Genomic DNA, 19,598 nt, shown 5'->3' on the forward strand with positions numbered 1-19,598 from the left:
CCCAAAGTTTTGACTTTTGACTTTTAACTTTTGACTTTCTCAAGTAGCCCCACTTCCCAAAATATATAGACTCAACAACGTCCCGCTATTCCAAAGACTGTGCAACAACATCGGTGCTAAAAGATTGCGCGATCGCGTGTAAACTATCCCTAAAATTATTCCCAACGTCATTAGCGGTAAAATTTCTGAAAGACTGAGGTGAGCTAAGGCAAACAAGAAAGCACTCAAAATAATTGCCCACCAAACAGAGATATATCTGGTAAGAGAAGGTAACAGAAAACCGCGAAACAAAAATTCTTCAAATAAAGGAGCAGCGATCGCGGCAGTGAAAAAGAATATACTCAAAGCTACACTATCTCTTGCTTCCAAAGCTAACGATAACAGTGGATTGCTACCTCCTTGCCCTTGCCACAATTGTTGATTGATAATTGACACGATCAATACCAAAGGCAAAGCAACGCAATACCCACCAACCCCCCATAATATCCAGTTACTTCGCCAGTTAAAACGAAACCAGCCTTCAGGTAAGGGAAAAAACGATTTAATCGATAGATATAAAACTCCCAACCCTCCCGCAGCTAGTAATAAGTAATTCACTAAAACGTAGAAAGCCTGAATTCTAATTTGTCCGCCTACGGGCTTGACACCAAGGAACGAAAGTGTTAGGGGAATTAACACTTGTCCCATCAGGAAAAAGCCGACAATAAATACTTGCCAAACTATTTCCCCAGTCCAAGGCGTAACCCAAACTAGATCTTCGTTTCGAGATAGGATAGACTCTTTGCCCTTTCTCGCTCTCTGAGCTATCAAAAAAATTAGTAACCCTAAGCCAGTCACGCCTGCAAGCCAGGGTAGGCTACCAATAATCGCTAGCTTGACAATTGCTTGTTCGGCGATTTCTTGTTGCGCCGCTTGTAGTTGTGCAAATGCATCCTGTCGTTGCTGGAGTTCGTAGAGACGCAACAAAGCGCGATCGCGAAACCATCCATCTAAATTAGTTTGAATTAACTGCTGCGCGTCAGGCAACAACCGCGCCGGATTGCTCCACAGTCCGATGAGGGCGTTAGCTGTTTCAATAATTGGGGTGTGGGGTGTGGGGTGTAGGGTGTGGGGTGTCGTAAGTGAAAGACTCTCCCCTTGTCCCCCTTGTCCCCCTTGTCCTCCTTGTCCCCCTTTCAAACTCTCCCAAGTCTTTATCGCCTCCGCCGTCTTCCCTTGCTGTGCTTTCAGGATTCCCAAGCGTAAGGTGAGTTCGGCGTTGAGTTTTTCTAGTCGGTCGAGCGATCGCTGTAGGATATTCTCTTGGTTAGAACGAGATGTTTCTGTCACTGGTGGAGTGGCAGATTCAGGCTGAGGAGTAGCTGGTGCGGATTCAGGTAGCGATCGCGTTTGTTTGAGTTGTGCTAAAGCTTTCTGAATGTTTTTCTGGGTTGAAGTCTTAGCTTCCTGATATTGCTCGATTGCCGTTTCTATAGGCTTATCTCCCAACAAAGCTTTACGAGCATTAGTCAGATCTTTACCCCTACTATCTTGGGGTTGCCACTCGGCAGCACGCAAGAGCAGATTGGTTTCGTAGAGTTCCAAGCGACTTTGAAATTGGGGCTGCTGCCAACTTTGCCATAAAGATGCTCCAGCCAGTAAAACTGTTAAAACCGTCAACGCACTTAAAACTACCCGCTTAATTGTCATGCCACACTCTAGAATGCGATCGCCCTTCTTGAGCATTATGGCAAGAAACAGCCAGAGGGAAAAATTTTTCCCTAGCGATGGCGATCGCTGCAAGTTAAAATGACCCTGGCAATAAATTTGAATTCTAAACCTTAGCTCTTATCTAAATGACCACTCGTGTTGTAATCGTGCGCCACGGACAAAGCAGCTATAACGCCGAACGTCGCATCCAAGGACGTAGCGATGTTTCAGTCTTAACAGAACGAGGGCGTGAAGATGCCCTCAAAGTCGGCGCAGCCCTTAACAATCTCAACTTTGCCGCTATCTACTCCAGCCCGCTGCAACGTGCCAGACAAACAGCAGAAATCGTTCGCAACTGTTTCGCCACAACAACACCTCTAACAGTTACAGAACAGTTATTAGAAATTGACCTACCCCTATGGGAAAAGCTCACAGTCCATGAAGTCAAGGAGAAATTTCCCGCAGATTATCGCTTGTGGCACGAGTTTCCTCACGAATTCAAAATGGAGCTACAAACGCCTCAAGGCACAAAAGAGCATTTTCCCGTCCTCGCCCTGTACCAACAGGCACGGCAATTTTGGCAAGATCTTCTCTCCCGCCATGCTGGGGAAACTATCCTGATTGTCGGACACAACGGCATTAACCGCGCCCTCCTCAGTACCGCAATTGGCATTTCTCCCAGCCGCTATCATTCCATTCAACAGTCAAATTGTGGAATTAGCGTCTTAAATTTTAAACCCCCCTTCCCACCTGCTGAAAGTCAAGGTCAAGGCGGTTCCGTACAGCTTGAATCGATGAATCAACTCGCCCATTTGGGAAGAGATGTTTTACCATCTTTCCGACCAAACCACCAAGGACAAAGAATCTTACTGATTCGGCATGGCGAAACTGAGTGGAATCGCCAGACCAAATTTCAAGGGCAAATTGACGTTCCCCTCAATGACAATGGCAGAGAACAAGCCCGTAAAGCAGCAGAATTTCTCAAAACTGTAAAACTCGATTTTGCCTTCAGCAGTCCGATGCTGCGTCCCAAGGAAACAGCCGAAATTATTTTGCAGCATCACCCCGAAACTCAACTGAAGTTATACGACGGACTCAGAGAAATCGGTCACGGACTTTGGGAAGGAAAATTAGAAGCAGAAATCGAGCAAACATTTCCAGGGGAATTAGAACGGTGGCGGACAGTACCAGGTGAGGTACAAATGCCAGAAGGAGAAAATTTACAGCAAGTCTGGGAACGCAGCGTTGTTGATTGGCAGAAGATGCTAGCTTCGGTAGCAGATCGCCCTCAGACAGGTATAGTGGTGGCACACGATGCCACAAACAAAGTTTTGCTGTGCCATGTTTTAGGCTTATCCACCGCTCAGTTTTGGAACTTCCGCCAAGGTAACGGAGCCGTGACAGTCATCGATTATCCTCAAGGCTTAAATGGTTTACCCGTGTTGCAAGCAATGAATATTACCACCCACTTAGGCGGGGGCGTACTCGATAAGACAGCAGCTGGGGCGTTGTAAAGATCGTTGGTCATGAAAAAGTCAAAAGTCAAAAGTCAAAAGTCAAAACCAAGAACAACTAACCACGATTTATTACAAATGACATAGGGCGAAGCCCTTCCCGTAGGGTATGACAAATGACAAATGACAATGAGTGAATTACTACGACAAGTACGGGTTATCGATCCGGTGACGGGGAGCGATCGCCAAGCATGTGACGTGTTAATTGTAGATGGTGCGATCGCGGCAATAGGATCGCAATTGACTGATTATCCGGCTGATACTCAAGTTAAAGACTGTCAAGGCTTGGTATTAGGCACGGGGCTGGTAGATCTCTACAGCCATTCGGGAGAACCAGGATTTGAAGAACGGGAGACGCTGGCAACTCTTGCAGCTGCGGCTGCTGCTGGCGGCTTCACGCGCGTCAATTTGTTACCCGATACCATTCCGCCTGTGGATAACTCGGCTGTGGTGTCTAGGCTAATTCAGCAGGAAGCAGGGGGGAGAAGAGAGTTGAGGGAGCAATTCAAGTCACAAGTCACAAGTCACAACTCGCAATTAATTCCGAATTCCGAATTCCGAATTCCAAATTCTCCTCAGCTCTCTTTCTGGGGTGCGCTCACAACCGGAGTCCAGGGACAGCAAATGACGGAGTTAGCAGAACTGGGGGCGGCGGGAATTGTGGGCTTTGCTGACGGTCAGCCAATTGAAAATTGGGGGCTGTTGCGGCGGATGTTGGAATATCTCAAACCTTTAGATAAGCCAGTAGCGCTCTACGCTTGTCACCGTGGTCTGGTTGGCAATGGAGTGGTGCGAGAGGGTGTTGACTCCATGCGATCCGGCTTACCTGGCAATCCGGCGAGCGCAGAAACAACTGCTCTGGCTGCTCTGTTAGAGTTAATTGCCGCGATTGGTACTCCCGTGCATCTGATGCGGGTTTCTACTGCCCGTAGCGTTGAGTTAATCGCAACAGCAAAAGAACGTGGTTTACCAATTAGCGCTAGCACGACTTGGATGCATTTATTGCTCGATACCAAAGCCTTGAGCAGTTACAATCCTGCTTTACGGTTAGAACCACCTTTAGGCAATCCCGAAGATGTTTTAGCCCTATGCCAAGGCGTGCGGACGGGAGTTATAGACGCGATCGCGATCGACCACACGCCCTATACCTACGAAGAAAAAACGGTTGCCTTTGCGGAAGCACCTGCTGGGGCAATTGGCTTAGAACTCGCTTTACCCCTACTGTGGGAAAATCTTGTAGCAACTGGAGAATTCTCCGCCTTAGAATTGTGGCAAGCGTTAAGTCACCGTCCAGCTGGGTGCTTGCAACAGAATGTAGGCGCGATCGCTCCCAACTCGCCAGCTGAATTGATTCTCTTCGACCCCCAACACACTTGGACTGTGACGCAGCAGACTTTAAAATCTCGCTCTCACAATACCCCTTGGCTGGGTCAACAAGTCAACGGTCGTGTTGTCAAAATCTGGCTGTAGACTCTAATTTAATTCAACTCTCCAATTCGGTTGAGAGGCCAAAACCGGACAATTGCCCGACCAATGATATTATCTCTAGGGACAAATCCCCAAAAATGACTGTCATAACTGTTATTGCGGTTATCGCCTAAAACTAGGTAAGAATTCGGTGGTACGGTGACGGGTCCGTACTGGTACTGTGGCGGAGCTTCAATATACTTTTCCTGTAAGGGGCGATCGTTGATATAGACTCGCTCCCCTTTGACCTCTACTTTATCCCCTGGTAGTCCAACAATACGCTTAATAAAAGCATCTTTCAGGTTAGGATTATCTTTTTTAATTGTCTCTGTAGGTGAAAATACGACAATATCCCCCCGTTCTGGCTCGACAAAATGATAGCTGACTTTATCGACAATCAGCTTGTCATACTTTTGGAGTGTCGGAACCATTGACTCTGAAGGAATCCAGCGGGCTTCAGCCACAAAGGTACGAATACCCAAAGCCAAAATTACACTCAAGATAATCGTTCTGCCTAGTTCTCCAATCCACGATCCTTGGTTGTCTTGAGGAGAATTCTGCTCTGGCACTTGATTTTGGACTCGCGACATAGATGCTAAATCTTTTGTTTAGGGGGTAGTAGATTAGAAAAACGTAAAGTGAAAAATGTTGCTTGTTAATCGGATCTATAGAAATTGTATTCTCTCTATTATCAGTTATCAGTTATCAGTGAAGAAAGGGTGTGGGGTGTGGGGTGTGGGGTGTAGTGAGTGGTGCGTGAGTCATTAATTCGTCCTCTGCTCCCCTGCTCCCCTGCTCCTCTGCACCTGAAGCTTTCTTCTCCCCAACTCCCGACTTACGACTTACGACTTACCACTTCTATATGTCATCTACTTCTAGCTTACTCATTCGCCGCGCTCGTATTCTGTTGCCTTCTGGAGAATTTCTCTTGGGAGATCTTCTGACGCGCGATCGCCAGATCGTTGAAATTGCCCCAAATATTCCTACTCCCAGCGACGCAGCCGTGACGGAAATTGACGCAACGGGTTTAACTTTGCTACCAGGGGCGATCGATCCGCAAGTCCACTTTCGCGAACCAGGACTAGAACATAAAGAAGATTTATTCACCGCTAGCTGTGCTTGTGCTAAGGGTGGAGTCACTTCGTTTCTGGAAATGCCTAACACTCGTCCGCTGACGACGACTCAACAAACTCTAGATGACAAGCTACAACGAGCTGCCCAAAAGTGTTTAGTTAATTATGGCTTTTTTATCGGTGCAACTGCTGAAAATCTCCCCGACTTGTTGACGGCTCAACCTACACCAGGGATCAAGATTTTTATGGGTTCGATGCACGGGGCATTATTGGTAGATGGAGAAGCGTATTTAGAAGCAATTTTTGCGCGGGGCGATCGCTTAATTGCCGTTCATGCCGAAGATCAAGCCCGCATTAATCAACGACGACAAGAATTTGCTGGCATTCACGATCCGGCAATTCACTCGCAAATTCAAGACAATCAAGCCGCGCTTCTAGCTACGCAATTAGCGCTCAAACTATCGAAAAAGTACCAACGTCGCTTGCATATTCTCCATATGTCTACAGCTGAAGAAGCTGAGTTATTGCGGCAAGACAAACCGAGTTGGGTAACGGCGGAAGTTACACCGCAGCACTTGTTACTCAATACCAGTGCTTACGAAACAATTGGAACTTGGGCGCAGATGAATCCACCACTGCGATCGCCTCACGACAATGAAGTTCTCTGGCAAGCTTTACTCGATGGTGTCATCGATTTTATCGCTACCGACCACGCACCACACACCTTAGAAGAGAAAGCCCAGCAATATCCCAATACACCTTCTGGGATGCCAGGGGTAGAAACATCTTTGCCTCTAATGCTGACACAGGCAATGCAAGGGCGCTGTACCGTTGCCCAGGTATCTCATTGGATGTCTACATCTGTAGCCAAAGCTTACAAGATTCCTAATAAAGGGGCGATCGCCCCTGGTTATGATGCCGATCTCGTCCTCGTCGATTTGAATAACTACCGTCCCGTCAGACGAGAAGAATTACAGACGAAATGTGGCTGGAGTCCCTTTGAAGGTTGGAATTTAACTGGTTGGTCTGCCTACACCATTGTCGGTGGTCAAATCGTCTACGATCGCGGCAAGTTAAATACTCAGGTTAGAGGGCAAGCTTTGAGTTTTGGCGAGTAGTTGTTGACAGTTATCAGTGAAGAAAGGGTGTAGGGTGTGGGGTGTGGAGATTTTAAATTTCTTTCTCCGCGACTCTCCGCGACTCTCCCTGATAACCGCTTCAGCAAATTTACGGATATATAGCGAGCCTAAATGATTTGTGAATCTGGGATATTGCTGGTTGACGGTTGACGGTTAACGGTTAACTGTTAACCGTCAACCACCACAACGATCGGTTCATGACTCAAATAGAATCGCTATATTTCTTTAAATAGCTAAATATTAATAAATTCTAAAACTCATATCAAATAATATAATACCGCGAACCTACTGAGGACTTAAAAATAGGGAATGTTAAGAGTTTCCGACATCAGTAAATTTACGGTGGTAGCTCTATAGAGCTTTATGATTTCCTAAGAATGTTATTCACCTCGACGGGTTAACAATCCTCATTAGTAGCAGACGATCGCTTTTTTGATTTACTTTTTTAAGTTTAAATTATTGAAGGCGAGAGCTGTGTTGAATTTACTTTTAGCCGTGCTGCAATTATGGGGTTTGGAAACTTCCTTATTAAAGCGTTTAAGGGTTAGCAAAGTCAAACCCATGAGACTACGCCAAAAAATACTGCCAATTGTCGGAACTACTCTAGTTAGCCTGGTTACAGTTCTTTACACCACCTCGTCTACCGTTTTACTTGGTAGCTTTATCCAGTTAGAGCAACAGGAGACTCGCGCTCGGGTTGAGCGAGTCCAAAAAGCTTTGGATGAAGAAATTTTTCAAGTCAATCTGATGGCTACAGATTGGGCTGAATGGGACGAAACTTACGTGTTCTTTGACAACTCGAATCAAAGCTATATTGACAATACTATAGACGATCGGAGTCTCGCTAACATCCAGCTAAACTTAGCAGCTTTTGTCAATTCATCGGGGGAAGTTGTTTACGGAAAATTTTCCGATCCAACTTGTCAAAAATGCTTACCCGTTGATGGCGATCTTCAGCAACATTTGGCTAGCAAGGGACTGTTGCGGCGGGGAGATCGTGCGATCGCCGGATTAATTCTGCTCCAACGTACCCCAATATTAATTGCTGTCAGACCGATTCGTAAAACAGATCGGCGCAAATCGAGTCAAGCAGCCTTAATTCTCGGTCGCTATCTCAACCGCGATGCGATCGCCCGCATAGCCGAACGCACTCATCTCGATTTTGCTCTACACGCAGTTAATGACGATCGCCTACCTGCCGATCTCCAAGCAGCAAGAACTGCTTTATTGCAGCAGCAAGTTTTGGTGCGTCCTCTCAACGAACAAACTATTGCCGGATACACTCTGATTGAAGATATTTACGGGCAACCTGCTCTCATTGTGAGCGTTAAAATGCCCAGAAATATCTACCATCAAGGACAAGCTAGCATTCGCTACTTATTTTTATGCCTACTGGTCGTTAGTTTAGTTGTAAGCGCGAGCGTACTGCTGCTACTCGATCGATTAGTTTTTTCAAGGCTTTCTAGCCTCAGCAGCGATGTTCGCAGCCTCAGCACGGGAGATACCGTTTCCCAAAACGGATCGGCAAATAAAGATGAGTTATCGAGCCTAGCAGATGCAATCAACCATATGCTGCAAGCCTTAGCAGATTCTCAATGCCAGCAGCGAGCGAGGGAAGAACGCTATTACAAATACAGCAAAATTTTAACCGAGTTAGCCAAGCGACAAACGGCAGAAAATAGCGACCTCAACGCTCGTTTACGTGAAATTACGGCAGCAGCAGCCGATACTCTAGAGGTGGAATATGCCAGCGTGTGGGTGTACAGTCCTGGGGGCAGAAAATTGCAGTGTGCGGCTCTATATCAGTGCAGTACTGCTGGGTATACAACAGGGATGGAGTGGCAAGCGTCAGATTATCCTGCATACTTTAAAGCCTTGCGTCAAGAACGGGCATTAGCAACAGCAGATGTACGCACTGAACCCAAAACCAAAAAAATGGCAGAGCGATTTTTGGCAAAACTTGGAATTGGCGCAATGGTCAACGCACCAATTTACCTCAATGGTAGGATTGTGGGTATTGTCTGCCACGGACACAAGAAAACATCACGCCATTGGTTAATTGAAGAACAAAACTTTACAGCTTCGATCGCGAATTTAGTTGCTTTAGCATTATCAGCTTGGGAACGACAGCGATCGCAAGTTGCCTTACAGTCAGCCTACGACGAAGTAGAAAATAAAATTCGCGAACGGACTGGAGAATTAGCAGAAGTCAATCAGCAACTTCGCGCCGAAATTCTCGCATGTCACATCACCGAGAAAAAGTTGATTCATCAAGCTTCGCACGATCCTTTAACTGGGTTGGCTAACCGTACTTTATTCATGCAACGTTTAGATAGCGCGCTCGATCGCACTCAACAAGAACACTCTTTATTAGCTGTTTTATTTGTTGATTTGGATCGGTTTAAATCAGTTAACGATACTCTCGGACATGCAATTGGCGATCGCTTATTAATCGCAATTTCACATCGTCTACAAGCTTGTCTGCGCCCAGACGACTTAGTAGCCAGGTTAGGAGGAGACGAATTTACTATCTTACTAGAAAATATTAAAAATACGAATGATGCCGTACATGTTGCCGAGCGCATTCAACGAGAATTAAATTTACCTTTTCACTTCGGCGGACATACGATCGACACTAGCGCTAGTATTGGTATTGCCTTTAATCTTACAGGTTACGAACGACCAGAAGATTTGTTACACAAGGCTGACCTCACTATGTATCGGGCAAAAACTACTGGTAAAGGACGTTATGAAATTTGCGATCGCAATCCGGTCGAGCAGTCGTCGCGGCGATAATTTATTTTTCTACTCCCGATAAAGCAACTCTTATTCCCAGAAGAATTAAAACTGCTCCCATTGCCTTTTCTAAATAATGAGTCACGGAAAACAATTTTCCTTTAAGTATGGGGTGAGACATAACGACTGCCACTAATGTATACCAAGCAAAAGTCATCATTCCCATCTGCAAACCGTACCAAATTTGAATCGGTATGGGTGTAAGCGGATTAATGACTTGAGTAAATAAGCTTAAAAAGAATAAAGTCACTTTGGGATTGAGAATATTGTTAATAAAACCCATTCTGACGGCTGCTAGTTTACTAAGATCTTGACTAGCCTGCGAGCGTCTAGCTTGCTCTTCTAGTTGCCGTCTTGGTTTCGCTATGAGTGACTTATAACCAAGGTAAATTAAATAAGCCGCACCTAAATACTTAATTAAAGCAAATAAAACAATCGATCGCGAGATAATAAAACCAATCCCAATTAAAGAATAACTAGCATGAACCAAAATTCCCAAAGTTAAACCCAGAGCAGAATAAATTCCCGTTCGCCGCGAATAAACTAAACTGTTACGACAAATCACCACAAAATCTGCTCCAGGTACAATAATCACTAGAAATTGTAAGATAGCTACGGCAATTAGTTCAGGTAATAAAGGCATAATCTAATTGAAAATTTCCAATGCATGTAAGTTCAGCTATGCGATCGCGATCGCCTTGATGCATCAGTCGAATCAAGAGATAATCTAAAGGCTTGTAATCTAACTTTTCTGCCCATTCAATTGCAACAATTCCAGGGGCAAACTCTATTCCTTCCCAATAAATTTCTGGTTGTAATCCGGTAATTTCTGTTGGTTCTAAACGATACAAATCGAAATGATATAGAGGGATACGCCCTTCTAAATACTCACTAATTAACGTAAAAGTAGGACTCTGGATCGGCTCGGTAATACCCAAACCCGCACCAATCCCCTGCACCAAAGTTGTTTTCCCACTACCGAGATCGCCTTCTAACAAAATCGTACTACCAGCAGGCAAACAGCGCCCTAAATTCACACCAAGCGATCGCGTTGCTGCTGCATTTGTTAACGGAAGTACAATTGGCTCTCTCATTATTAGAGTGAGTGGTTATCAGTTATCAGTTATCAGTTATCAGTTATCAGTTATCAGTTATCAGTTACTACTGGTTAGTCATAACTTCTTTCTCCTGACTCCTGACTTTTGACTTTTGACTTTTGACTTTTAACCTCATCCTCTCATCTTACTCGCCCGACTGTACCAGCGAAATAGGACTCCTGCCAAGCGCTGCGGATCGTGGCGTACCAAACCTTGTTCGTCTTCATCCATGACGTTAGCAAGGATAATGCGTCGCTTTAATTGTGCTACTTCTTCGCGATCGAGAAAAACAGGATGAGAATTTTCTTGAGCATAGCGGATTAAGCTAGTTTCTGAAGGAGATTGCTTTTGTACCAGTACAGCACTAAATAAATGTCGCCCGCAAGCGCGATCGATCGCGCGAATGTGATCTGCAACAGAATAGCCTTGAGTTTCACCAGGTTGAGTCATGATATTGCAGACGTAGATACAGGGAATCGGAGGACTGCCCTTTTGACACCGTTTGGCGATCGCAGCGGCGATTTCTGGTACTAACAAATTGGGAATGATACTCGTGTAAAGACTGCCAGGACCAATCACAATAAAGTCTGCTTCCTCGATCGCTTGCAAGGCTTTGGGTAGTGCTGGGGGATTGGTAGGAGTGCAACCGAGTCTGATAATACTACCCTTAGCATGAGTGATATTAGACTCCCCTTCTATCCGGCGACCGTCCGCTAATTCTGCCCACAAACGCATATCGCTGAGAGTTGCTGGCAACACTTGACCTCTGACAGCAAGAACGTTGGAACTTGCCGCGATCGCCTGTTCCAAATCTCCAGTAATATCGCTCATAGCGGTCAAAAATAAATTGCCAAAACTGTGTCCGACTAATCCATCTCCAGCTTTGAAGCGATACTGAAATAGTTCTGTCAATAATTTTTCTTCTGATGCTAGCGCGGCTAGGCAACTACGAATATCTCCTGGGGGTAAAACGCCGATTTCGCGACGCAACCTTCCAGAGGAACCGCCATCATCCGCTACAGTGACAACAGCAGTAATGTTAGCACTGTATGTTTTCAATCCCCTTAATAGCGTTGATAGTCCCGTACCACCACCCACAACCACAATTTTTGGTCCTCGGTTTAAGCGGCGATAGTTCAATAGTAAATCGATTAGTTCTTCATCGCCATCTGTGCGGAATACCTCAGTAATTGAACCTACGGTTCGAGATTGCCCCCAGAGAATTAACAAAAAGCCCAATAACAAAACTAAAGGACCGCTAATATAGCTAGGTAAAATAGTTGTAACCTTATTTAGGAACCCTTCAACTAATTGAATTGCATAAAAAATTGGTGTTAGTTTAATCCAGATTGCCAAACCTAAACCAACAAAACAGACTCCACTAGCACTAATTAATAACCAGCGCTTGATTGATAAACCAGGAGATAACCACTTAAACCATTGGTTGACACGATAGGGAGTGACAGCGCGGGAGTCCTGCCGAAAATACTTGAGAATTCGTTTAGGAGTATTAAAAGGCATAACTGGATACGTGGCAGGTGGACATAACGCAGGTGAATATGATGCAGGTAGAGATATGACAATGTATATCAGACGATCGACCAACTAGAGACTAACTCACTTTAGAAAACTTGCTGGAGAGAAGTTGCGAAACAATGATAGCAATCTAGACATGGGAATGAGGTAAAAGGGTTCAGTGGGATCGAAACAACCAATCGAACATCATCTGGAAAAACGCCTAGAAAAACGGATTCTGGGATTAGATCCCGGGCTAGCAATTTTAGGCTTCGGTGCTATTTGTACGCCAGTAGGAGATCCGATCGCAACAGCAACTTCATTAAAGTCTGCCCCAATTCCGACCCCAGCGATCGCCACTTCGGTCAAGTTGCTCGACTTTGGCATAATTCAAACTGCTGCTAAAAACGAGATCGGCAGCCGACTTTGTACGATTTATGAAGATTTACATACCATACTTCAAGAATGGCAACCGGACTTAGTGGCAATTGAAAAGCTGTTCTTTTACCGTATGGCTAGTACTATTTCCGTAGCTCAAGCACGGGGAGTTTTAATGCTTGTCCTAGCCCAGCACAACATCCCCTACATCGAGTTTACTCCCGCCCAAATTAAGCAAGCGCTGACGGGGTGGGGCAATGCCGATAAACGCGATGTCCAACTCGCAGTAGCCCGCGAATTAAATCTAGACTACATCCCTCAGCCAGACGACGCTGCCGATGCTTTAGCAGTAGCCTTAACTGCATGGTTTCAAGTGTAGGGATGGGGAGCGAGGAGCGAGGAGTGAGGGAAAGACAAGGGGGAGAAGTCGCGCCTGAGCAATTCAAAATTTCCTGACTCCTGTACGGGCGGGTTCACCTAGAATCTCTGCTTAGTACGGAGTTTTTTAGTAAACCCGCCCCTACGACTTCTGACTCCTTACAAATGACAAATGACGCATGACAAATGACAAATAACAAACTGTCTACTGTCAGAAAAACAAAAGTTGCTGCTCGGTAAGATATTCCTATACACGCTCTTGTCTTATGGTTTCACTCGCTCGTAAAAACCTGCTGGAAGATATTCCTCGCTTTTTGGTAGCGCAAGCAGGAATTATGTTCGCCGTGAGCCTGGTAACAATTCAAACAGGGATATTCAATGGATTTACGCGATCGGCGGCACAGTTAATATATAATGCCAATGCTGATATTTGGGTAACTTCTGATACATTAGTTCAGCCAGAACTCAGCTTGCCGCTACCAGCAACAACATTAGACCAAGCTCAGGGAGTAGCAGGAGTAGCACGCGCTGAAGCACTGATTTTTAAGAGTGCTGTTTGGCGACATTCCAGCAGCGATATCAATTTGGTACGGGTGATTGGTTTCGATCCGCAAGGACAACTATTTAACCCCGACAATTTGATTCAGGGTAGTAGGCAAGCTTTGCAACAACCTTACACCGCGATCGCCGACACTAGCACGTTGCGATCGCTAAACGTGAGCAAAGTTGGCGATCTGGCAGAACTCGGTTCTCTACCAGTACGTTTGGTAGGCTTAACTCAAGGCAACCGCTCAATTACTTCCAATCCATTTGTTTTCACGTCTTTAGAGAATGCCAATGCTTATGCAACTGGCGGTCAGAACGCTAGGTTGTCCTGTAAGTTGCAGACTGGTTCGGAAGACATTCAGTGTACGAGTATACCGACAAATCAGAAGCAGAGTCCTCAAGCGAAACCGCGCCAGCTAGCAGCTTCAGACACGATTTCTTTTATTTTAATTCGCGCTCAATCTGGGCAAGACCTGCAACAGCTCAAGCAGAGATTAGAAGCAGCTATACCCAATACCACTGCATATACTCAAGCTGAGTTGATTAAGAAAACACAGCAGTTTTGGCAGCGACGAACGGGGGTTGGTTTTATTTTGGGGTTGGGTGCAACCGTAGGCATTATCGTAGGGGGCATTATTGTAGGTCAAATTCTCTATTCTTCCGTATCTGACCATTTGCGGGAGTTTGGCACGCTTAAAGCAATGGGGGCATCCGATTGGACTATCTATGGCGTAATTATCGAACAATCACTTTGGATGGCAGTTTTAGGGTATATCCCTGGTATAGTTCTTTGCTTTGGAGTTGGTGCATGGACTTTTGCAACGCAAGGTATAACGATCTTGATTACCCCTGCTACGGCAATCGCCGTGTTTGGCATTACGGTAGCAATTTGTGTCGGTTCGGCAATCTTTGCCATTCAAAAGGTAACGCGGGTCGATCCGGCAATCGTCTTCAAGGCATAATTTCCTTCTTCCCAGGGAGAGAAAAAAACTATTTACAATATCTATATACAACTTCATAAATGCTTCATTTATTCCGAAAGCTATATAGGGAGAAATAAATAAGGTAAGTAGAATACATTCATGCATTACAAAGATTAATATTTTTTTCCTGGCTACTCCAAATTTTCGTGAAGTTAAAACCATATCGATTCAATATTTGCAATAATGACAGCCTCTTTAATCAATTTCGCCACTGCAATTAAGCCTTCAGTCAAGCACCGCAAAAGATCGGCGGAATCGAACTGTGGTGCAAATATCCCAGAATCGTCAGCCATTGTCGCCAAAGGGATAGAGATGGCATTTCAGTCAGGACAACAGCAGTATCCCGTGCTGAAGGGAATCGACCTTGAAATTCGAGCTGGTGATATTCAATTACTGATGGGACCATCCGGTTCGGGTAAGACAACCTTACTCTCAATTTTGGCAGGATTGCTTACGCCAACAGAAGGATGTGTTTACTTGCTTGGCAAAGAAATTACTAGAATGTCCCGTGAAAAGCTGGCAAAATTTAGATTACATAATATTGGTTTTATCTTCCAAGGTTTTAACTTATTTCCGGCGCTAACGGCAGCAGAAAATGTCGAGTTAGTGCTGAACTATAAGGGGCTTAATGGTGCGATCGCCCAAAAACAAGCGCGAACTTTGCTAGAACAAGTAGGATTGGGGGCGCAGGTGAACCAAAAACCCAGCGATCTATCCGGCGGACAAAAACAGCGAGTGGCGATCGCCCGTGCTTTGGCTGGTAATCCCAAATTGATTATGGCAGACGAACCAACGGCAGCTTTAGACTCTCAAAGCGGTCACAACGTGATTCAGTTACTTCGCAATTTGGCGAAAGAGCAAGGTTGCACTGTTTTAATGGTGACACACGACCCCAGGATTATTGACGTTGCCGATCGCGTCAGTTATTTAGAAGATGGGATGTTAAAGCAACATTAGAAATCGTAGGGTGCGTTAGATAACGCACCCTACGAGAAATTTCGATCTGGGTAGGGGCGCACAGCTGTGCGCCCCTACACGTCGTAATGTAAAGATACGAAATTTTGCGTCTTTAGGTTAATTCTTTCACAATTTGACGCAATACCTCTTCCACCGATCGCGGTTGCCAGCCTAACTCTTTTCTCGCCTTGGTAGCGTCAACCCGCACGCAGCGATCGTAGACGTAATGAACTCGTTCGCGGCTGAGGGGTGGTTGCCATTTCAACAATCTGCCGATTGGATCGAGAATATTACTGACAAGCTTTACCAGAGATTTGGGTGCTTCCTTGGGAACGGGAATTCCTGACTCTTGGGAGATAATTTGAAACATTTCCTTCGTGGGCAAATCTCCGGCAGAGATAATGAAATGTTCGCCAGTTTTGCCTTTTTCAGCAGCTAAAAGCATCGCTTGTACCAAGTCATCAACGTGGACGATCCCCGTAATGCGATCGCCTCCAGCCCATACTTTTAGTCCGCCTTTGAGAAATTGTTTCAGTACGGGTCCAAAATGGGGATCGTCAGAACCAAAAATTCCCGAAGGCATGACGCTAACTATAGGTAAACCTTGGGCAGCGAATTGGTCGGCTAACTTTTGTGCTTTGTATTTAGTCACGTCATAAGCAGAAGAAAAATCAGTTTGAGTGCGATTAAAAGTTTCGTCAATAACTTTTCCTTGAGTATCACCGTAAATTCCGACAGTGCTACAATAAACAACTTTTTCTACTTTTAATTCTTGGGCGACATCTAAAACGGCGTGGGTTCCTTCGACATTGACCCGTTCCATCTTGGCTGCATCGACTATGCCTAATTCCACATAAGCCGCCGTGTGAAATACCACGTCTACACCAGCCATAGCAGTGCGGAGGACAGAGCGATCGCTAATATCGCCGTAAACTAACTCTGTGGGGCAGTCAGCTAGACGGGAAAGGTCGCTAGACTTGCGTACCAAACCAACAACAGTATCTCCTCGTTGGGTTAAAGCACGGACTAAATGAGAACCTGTAAAACCGTTAGCTCCAGTAACTAGTGCTTTCATGAAGGTAGTTGGTAGTTGGTAGTTGGTGGTTGACGGTTGACGGTTGACGGTTGACGGTTGACGGTTGACAGTTGTTGCCCCTCTGCTCCCCTGCTCCCCTGCTCCCCTGCTCCCTTGTCTCCCTTGTCCTTCTTCAGCCAAGACATTTGAACCGCTTACAAAGCTTTCTCGTAAATCCGGTAGGTTTTGTGAATTTTACCGCCAGCAGCCTCTACTAGCTTGCGAGAAGGGGAGTTATCTTCGTAAATGTGTCCTAATTCTGCCCGTTTGTAAGGCTTGCCTTTTTTGATTCCGCCTTGCATTCCCAAATAAATCAGAGCTAAAGAAACCATTTTGCGGCGATATTCAGGAAGGGAGCAAATGTAAATGACTCGCCCTTGGTCAATTTGGCGGCGATACCACAAGAATTTTAACGTGCCGAGCCAATCGAGTTTGCCACCTAGATGCTTGAGGGCGATATTATAGTCGGGTAGTCCCATCCACATCCCTACCATTTCACCGTTATATTCAGCGATGGGAAAAACATCAGGGTCGATCAGAGATTGAAACGATCGCGCTTTATCTAAAAACTCTGCTGGGGTTTGCGGTGAATAACTGTAGTTGTCGGTAAACATGCGCACGAGGAGATCGTAAACTTTCAGGGCATCTGCCTCAAATGCCTCGCCCTTGGTTCTAATGGGACGAAAAGTTATGCCAGCTTTACAAGCGATACGATAAGCCTTTTCAAATTCCGTTGGTAAAGGTTTATCTAGGGGAAAGTTATATGTGTAAGCATCTTTACCTTTGTACCAACCATCCCGTTCGATGAACTCCGGGTAATAAGGTGGATTGTAAGGCATCAAAATCATTGGCGGGGAGTCAAAGCCATCGACTAAAAATAAACAGCCGTTGTGAGTTGAAAAATCGATTGGTCCCCTAACTACAGTCATGCCTTGTTCTCGCAGCCAATCACAAGCAGTCTGGAGGAGGGCTTGAGCCACATCAAAATCGGAGATACATTCAAAAAAGCCGAAGACTCCGACTTTCTGACCTTCTTTCTCTATTAACCGTCGATTCACAGCAGCAACAATTCTGCCGATTGGTTCTCCTGATTCGGATAGAGCGATAAATTGTTGTGCCTTACCGTACTCGAAGAAAGTATTGCTAGGCAAGAATTGCTTGGCTTCACTGCTGCGGATGGGGGGAACCCAGTAGGGATCGTTCGCATAAACCCTAGCAGGAACATCGAGAAAAAGTTCTTGTTCTGCTGGAGTTGTGACAGGCTTAATTTGAAACTTTGTAATCGTTTGCATGATTTACACAGCAGTGTCAAAAAAATTGTGCGATCGCTCTTGTTTGTAATTGGATGAAATACACGCTCCGTAGGGGCGCACAGCCGTGCGCCCCTATAAATGTTATGGACGCAAGCGAAAATTATGTTTAAAAAAACGATTAAGACCAAAATACAGCAATGCATCCTGGTCTTAAAAAATTATCTAAGTTTTTAATAATTGAATTTGGAATTTAGCTCGTTTCGCTAGGCGCTGATCATGGGTTTGTAGATCGTATCCCGAATTGCTACCATTCCTTCTACTAACCGATCCATATCCTCTTCGGTGTGCAAGGCATTCACGGTGATCCGCAAACGTGGCTTAGCAATATACCAAATTGCCGATGCCCAGATGCCGTGTTCTTGCATTAATTGACGGGCAAAGTATTTCGGATTGCATTCAGTCGGTAACACGACGGGGACGACGTTGGTTTCGCCCAAAGCTTCAAAATCATGCTTAGCCAAACGCGATCGCAAATATTTGGTTTTTGCTTGCAGTTGTTGTACCAGTTCGGGATGTTGGCGCACTTGGCGAATGCTCTCCAAAGCAGCAGCAGCAGTAGGTGCAGGTAAAGAAACCGTTCCGATGGAGGTGGGAGAGAAATTCATCAACGGGATCAATTCAGCCACAGGACTGCTAATTGCTGCCCCAGCCGAAGCCGCAAACTTAGAAAATGTGGTCATAATCAACGGCACGATCCCCCGCGCGATCGCATTTTGAGGAGTTATTCCAAAATATTCGTAAATCCCCCTTCCCGTGGCTCCAATCGCACCGCTAGCGTGTGCCTCATCCATGACCAGCACGCTACCTTCATAGTTTTGCAACACGTCAAGCATATCTGGTAGAGGGGCGATGTCACCATCCATCGAGAAGACAGCATCGGAAACCACCATAATTCTGTCGTCGGGACGGGCATAGCGATATAGTTTTCGCTCCAAGTCTTCAGTATCGCAGTGACGATAGGCTTTGACGCGGACGCGGGGGCTGTGGCTGAAGACTTTGCCAGAGCGAGTTCCGGCATTGACAACAGCCGAGACAATACAGCCGTGGTTGAGTACGTCAGTTAGGATCAGAGTCTCTCTCGTATTTTGAAATCCTGGTACGGGAATGGCGAGATGACAGAAAGCATCCATCAAGGCTTGCATTGCCATCCAAGCATTCAAAAATAGCTGGGTGTGGGGCAGATGCTTAAAAGCAGAAATCTCTGCTTCTAGTTGACGGTGTAAGTCAATGCGACCGTTTAAAACTGAAGTTCCACTATTAGAAGTACCGTACTGCAAAATCGCATCAATTGCCGCTTGCTGCACGGCTTCATTCTGTACTAGTCCTAATACATCATTGGTGCAGAATGTCAAGACATTTTGCCGCTTGCCCGTTGCTCCTTCTTCGATTTCAACTAAATTACCCTGACGGCGATGACAAATGAACTCGTCGGGGGCTAGCCCGCTGTCATATAAGCGCTGAACGTACTCTTTGACTACTTGCACGAATTTACTCCCCTCACCTGAAATTCCCAGATAGCTTTGTGCGTCTGGCTAAACATTATTAATATTTTCCCTGGTTAGGTATTTTTAGACTATCCAGGCTCTTATTTCCTGCCGGAGGGCAGCTTAATTGAGTCTATGAATAAGACATTGTGACAGAAATATACCATCTCATCGCGATCGAGCTAGCGATCGCT

15 protein-coding genes are annotated in these 19,598 nt (G+C 45.5%); 7 read left to right on the forward strand and 8 right to left on the reverse strand.

The window, feature by feature from the left end:
• Window positions 1-39: 39 nt before the first annotated feature.
• Entirely contained in the window at window positions 40-1,689 is a 1,650-nt protein-coding gene (locus QH73_RS12770) for a type II CAAX endopeptidase family protein (protein ID WP_039714507.1), read from the reverse strand.
• A gap of 146 nt (window positions 1,690-1,835) precedes the next feature.
• Between QH73_RS12770 and QH73_RS12775 the strand changes: the two genes are divergently transcribed.
• Together QH73_RS12775 and QH73_RS12780 are read left to right on the forward strand one after the other, a co-directional pair.
• Complete coding sequence (locus QH73_RS12775; RefSeq protein ID WP_039713474.1) at window positions 1,836-3,203, forward strand: histidine phosphatase family protein; 1,368 nt, start codon at window positions 1,836-1,838, stop codon at window positions 3,201-3,203.
• A 129-nt stretch (window positions 3,204-3,332) separates the two neighbouring features.
• A complete protein-coding gene (locus QH73_RS12780; RefSeq protein WP_374189037.1) occupies window positions 3,333-4,673 on the forward strand; it encodes a dihydroorotase in 1,341 nt (446 codons plus the stop codon).
• 8 nt (window positions 4,674-4,681) lie between these two features.
• Here the strand turns inward: QH73_RS12780 and lepB are convergent, their stop codons facing one another.
• Complete coding sequence (gene lepB / locus QH73_RS12785; RefSeq protein WP_039713472.1) at window positions 4,682-5,260, reverse strand: signal peptidase I; 579 nt, start codon at window positions 5,258-5,260, stop codon at window positions 4,682-4,684.
• A 272-nt stretch (window positions 5,261-5,532) separates the two neighbouring features.
• Here lepB and QH73_RS12790 point away from each other — a divergent pair, with 272 nt between their 5' ends.
• Together QH73_RS12790 and QH73_RS12795 are read left to right on the forward strand one after the other, a co-directional pair.
• The gene (locus QH73_RS12790) at window positions 5,533-6,861 is read left to right on the forward strand and encodes a dihydroorotase (protein WP_039713471.1); all 1,329 of its coding nucleotides are present in this window, start codon (window positions 5,533-5,535) and stop codon (window positions 6,859-6,861) included.
• A 495-nt stretch (window positions 6,862-7,356) separates the two neighbouring features.
• Complete coding sequence (locus QH73_RS12795; RefSeq protein ID WP_052289752.1) at window positions 7,357-9,678, forward strand: sensor domain-containing diguanylate cyclase; 2,322 nt, start codon at window positions 7,357-7,359, stop codon at window positions 9,676-9,678.
• A 1-nt stretch (window position 9,679) separates the two neighbouring features.
• Here the strand turns inward: QH73_RS12795 and QH73_RS12800 are convergent, their stop codons facing one another.
• The 3 genes from QH73_RS12800 to QH73_RS12810 all read right to left on the reverse strand — a co-directional run bounded on the left by QH73_RS12800 (window position 9,680) and on the right by QH73_RS12810 (window position 12,296).
• Window positions 9,680-10,321, reverse strand: a complete 642-nt coding sequence (locus QH73_RS12800) for a LysE family transporter (RefSeq protein WP_039713470.1) — start codon at window positions 10,319-10,321, stop codon at window positions 9,680-9,682.
• Window positions 10,305-10,772: a tRNA (adenosine(37)-N6)-threonylcarbamoyltransferase complex ATPase subunit type 1 TsaE gene (gene tsaE, locus QH73_RS12805; RefSeq protein ID WP_039713469.1), complete on the reverse strand. Its 468-nt coding sequence runs from the start codon at window positions 10,770-10,772 to the stop codon at window positions 10,305-10,307. Before tsaE ends, QH73_RS12800 begins: the two co-directional genes overlap by 17 nt.
• 135 nt (window positions 10,773-10,907) lie before the next feature.
• Window positions 10,908-12,296: a gluconeogenesis factor YvcK family protein gene (locus tag QH73_RS12810; RefSeq protein ID WP_039713468.1), complete on the reverse strand. Its 1,389-nt coding sequence runs from the start codon at window positions 12,294-12,296 to the stop codon at window positions 10,908-10,910.
• Between the two features lie 205 nt (window positions 12,297-12,501).
• Here QH73_RS12810 and ruvC point away from each other — a divergent pair, with 205 nt between their 5' ends.
• From ruvC to QH73_RS12825, 3 genes are all read left to right on the forward strand, one after another.
• Window positions 12,502-13,047, forward strand: coding sequence for a crossover junction endodeoxyribonuclease RuvC (gene ruvC, locus QH73_RS12815; RefSeq protein WP_039714505.1), 546 nt, complete (start codon window positions 12,502-12,504; stop codon window positions 13,045-13,047).
• A 265-nt stretch (window positions 13,048-13,312) separates the two neighbouring features.
• Window positions 13,313-14,554: an FtsX-like permease family protein gene (locus QH73_RS12820; RefSeq protein ID WP_039713467.1), complete on the forward strand. Its 1,242-nt coding sequence runs from the start codon at window positions 13,313-13,315 to the stop codon at window positions 14,552-14,554.
• Window positions 14,555-14,887: 333 nt separating this feature from the next.
• On the forward strand, window positions 14,888-15,532 hold the full coding sequence (locus QH73_RS12825) for an ABC transporter ATP-binding protein (RefSeq protein ID WP_236147022.1): 645 nt from the start codon (window positions 14,888-14,890) through the stop codon (window positions 15,530-15,532).
• Between the two features lie 112 nt (window positions 15,533-15,644).
• On the opposite strand, the gene QH73_RS12830 is transcribed toward QH73_RS12825, so the two are convergent.
• From QH73_RS12830 to QH73_RS12840, 3 genes are all read right to left on the reverse strand, one after another.
• Window positions 15,645-16,748 carry an NAD-dependent epimerase/dehydratase family protein gene (locus QH73_RS12830; protein ID WP_236147001.1) on the reverse strand — a complete coding sequence of 368 codons (1,104 nt, stop codon included), beginning with the start codon at window positions 16,746-16,748 and terminating at the stop codon, window positions 15,645-15,647.
• 14 nt (window positions 16,749-16,762) lie between these two features.
• Complete coding sequence (locus QH73_RS12835) at window positions 16,763-17,899, reverse strand: hypothetical protein (protein WP_039713465.1); 1,137 nt, start codon at window positions 17,897-17,899, stop codon at window positions 16,763-16,765.
• A gap of 224 nt (window positions 17,900-18,123) precedes the next feature.
• The gene (locus tag QH73_RS12840; RefSeq protein ID WP_015157246.1) at window positions 18,124-19,404 is read right to left on the reverse strand and encodes an aminotransferase class I/II-fold pyridoxal phosphate-dependent enzyme; all 1,281 of its coding nucleotides are present in this window, start codon (window positions 19,402-19,404) and stop codon (window positions 18,124-18,126) included.
• Window positions 19,405-19,598 lie beyond the last annotated feature (194 nt).

Source organism: Scytonema millei VB511283, from assembly GCF_000817735.3.
GTDB lineage: Bacteria > Cyanobacteriota > Cyanobacteriia > Cyanobacteriales > Chroococcidiopsidaceae > Chroococcidiopsis > Chroococcidiopsis millei_B.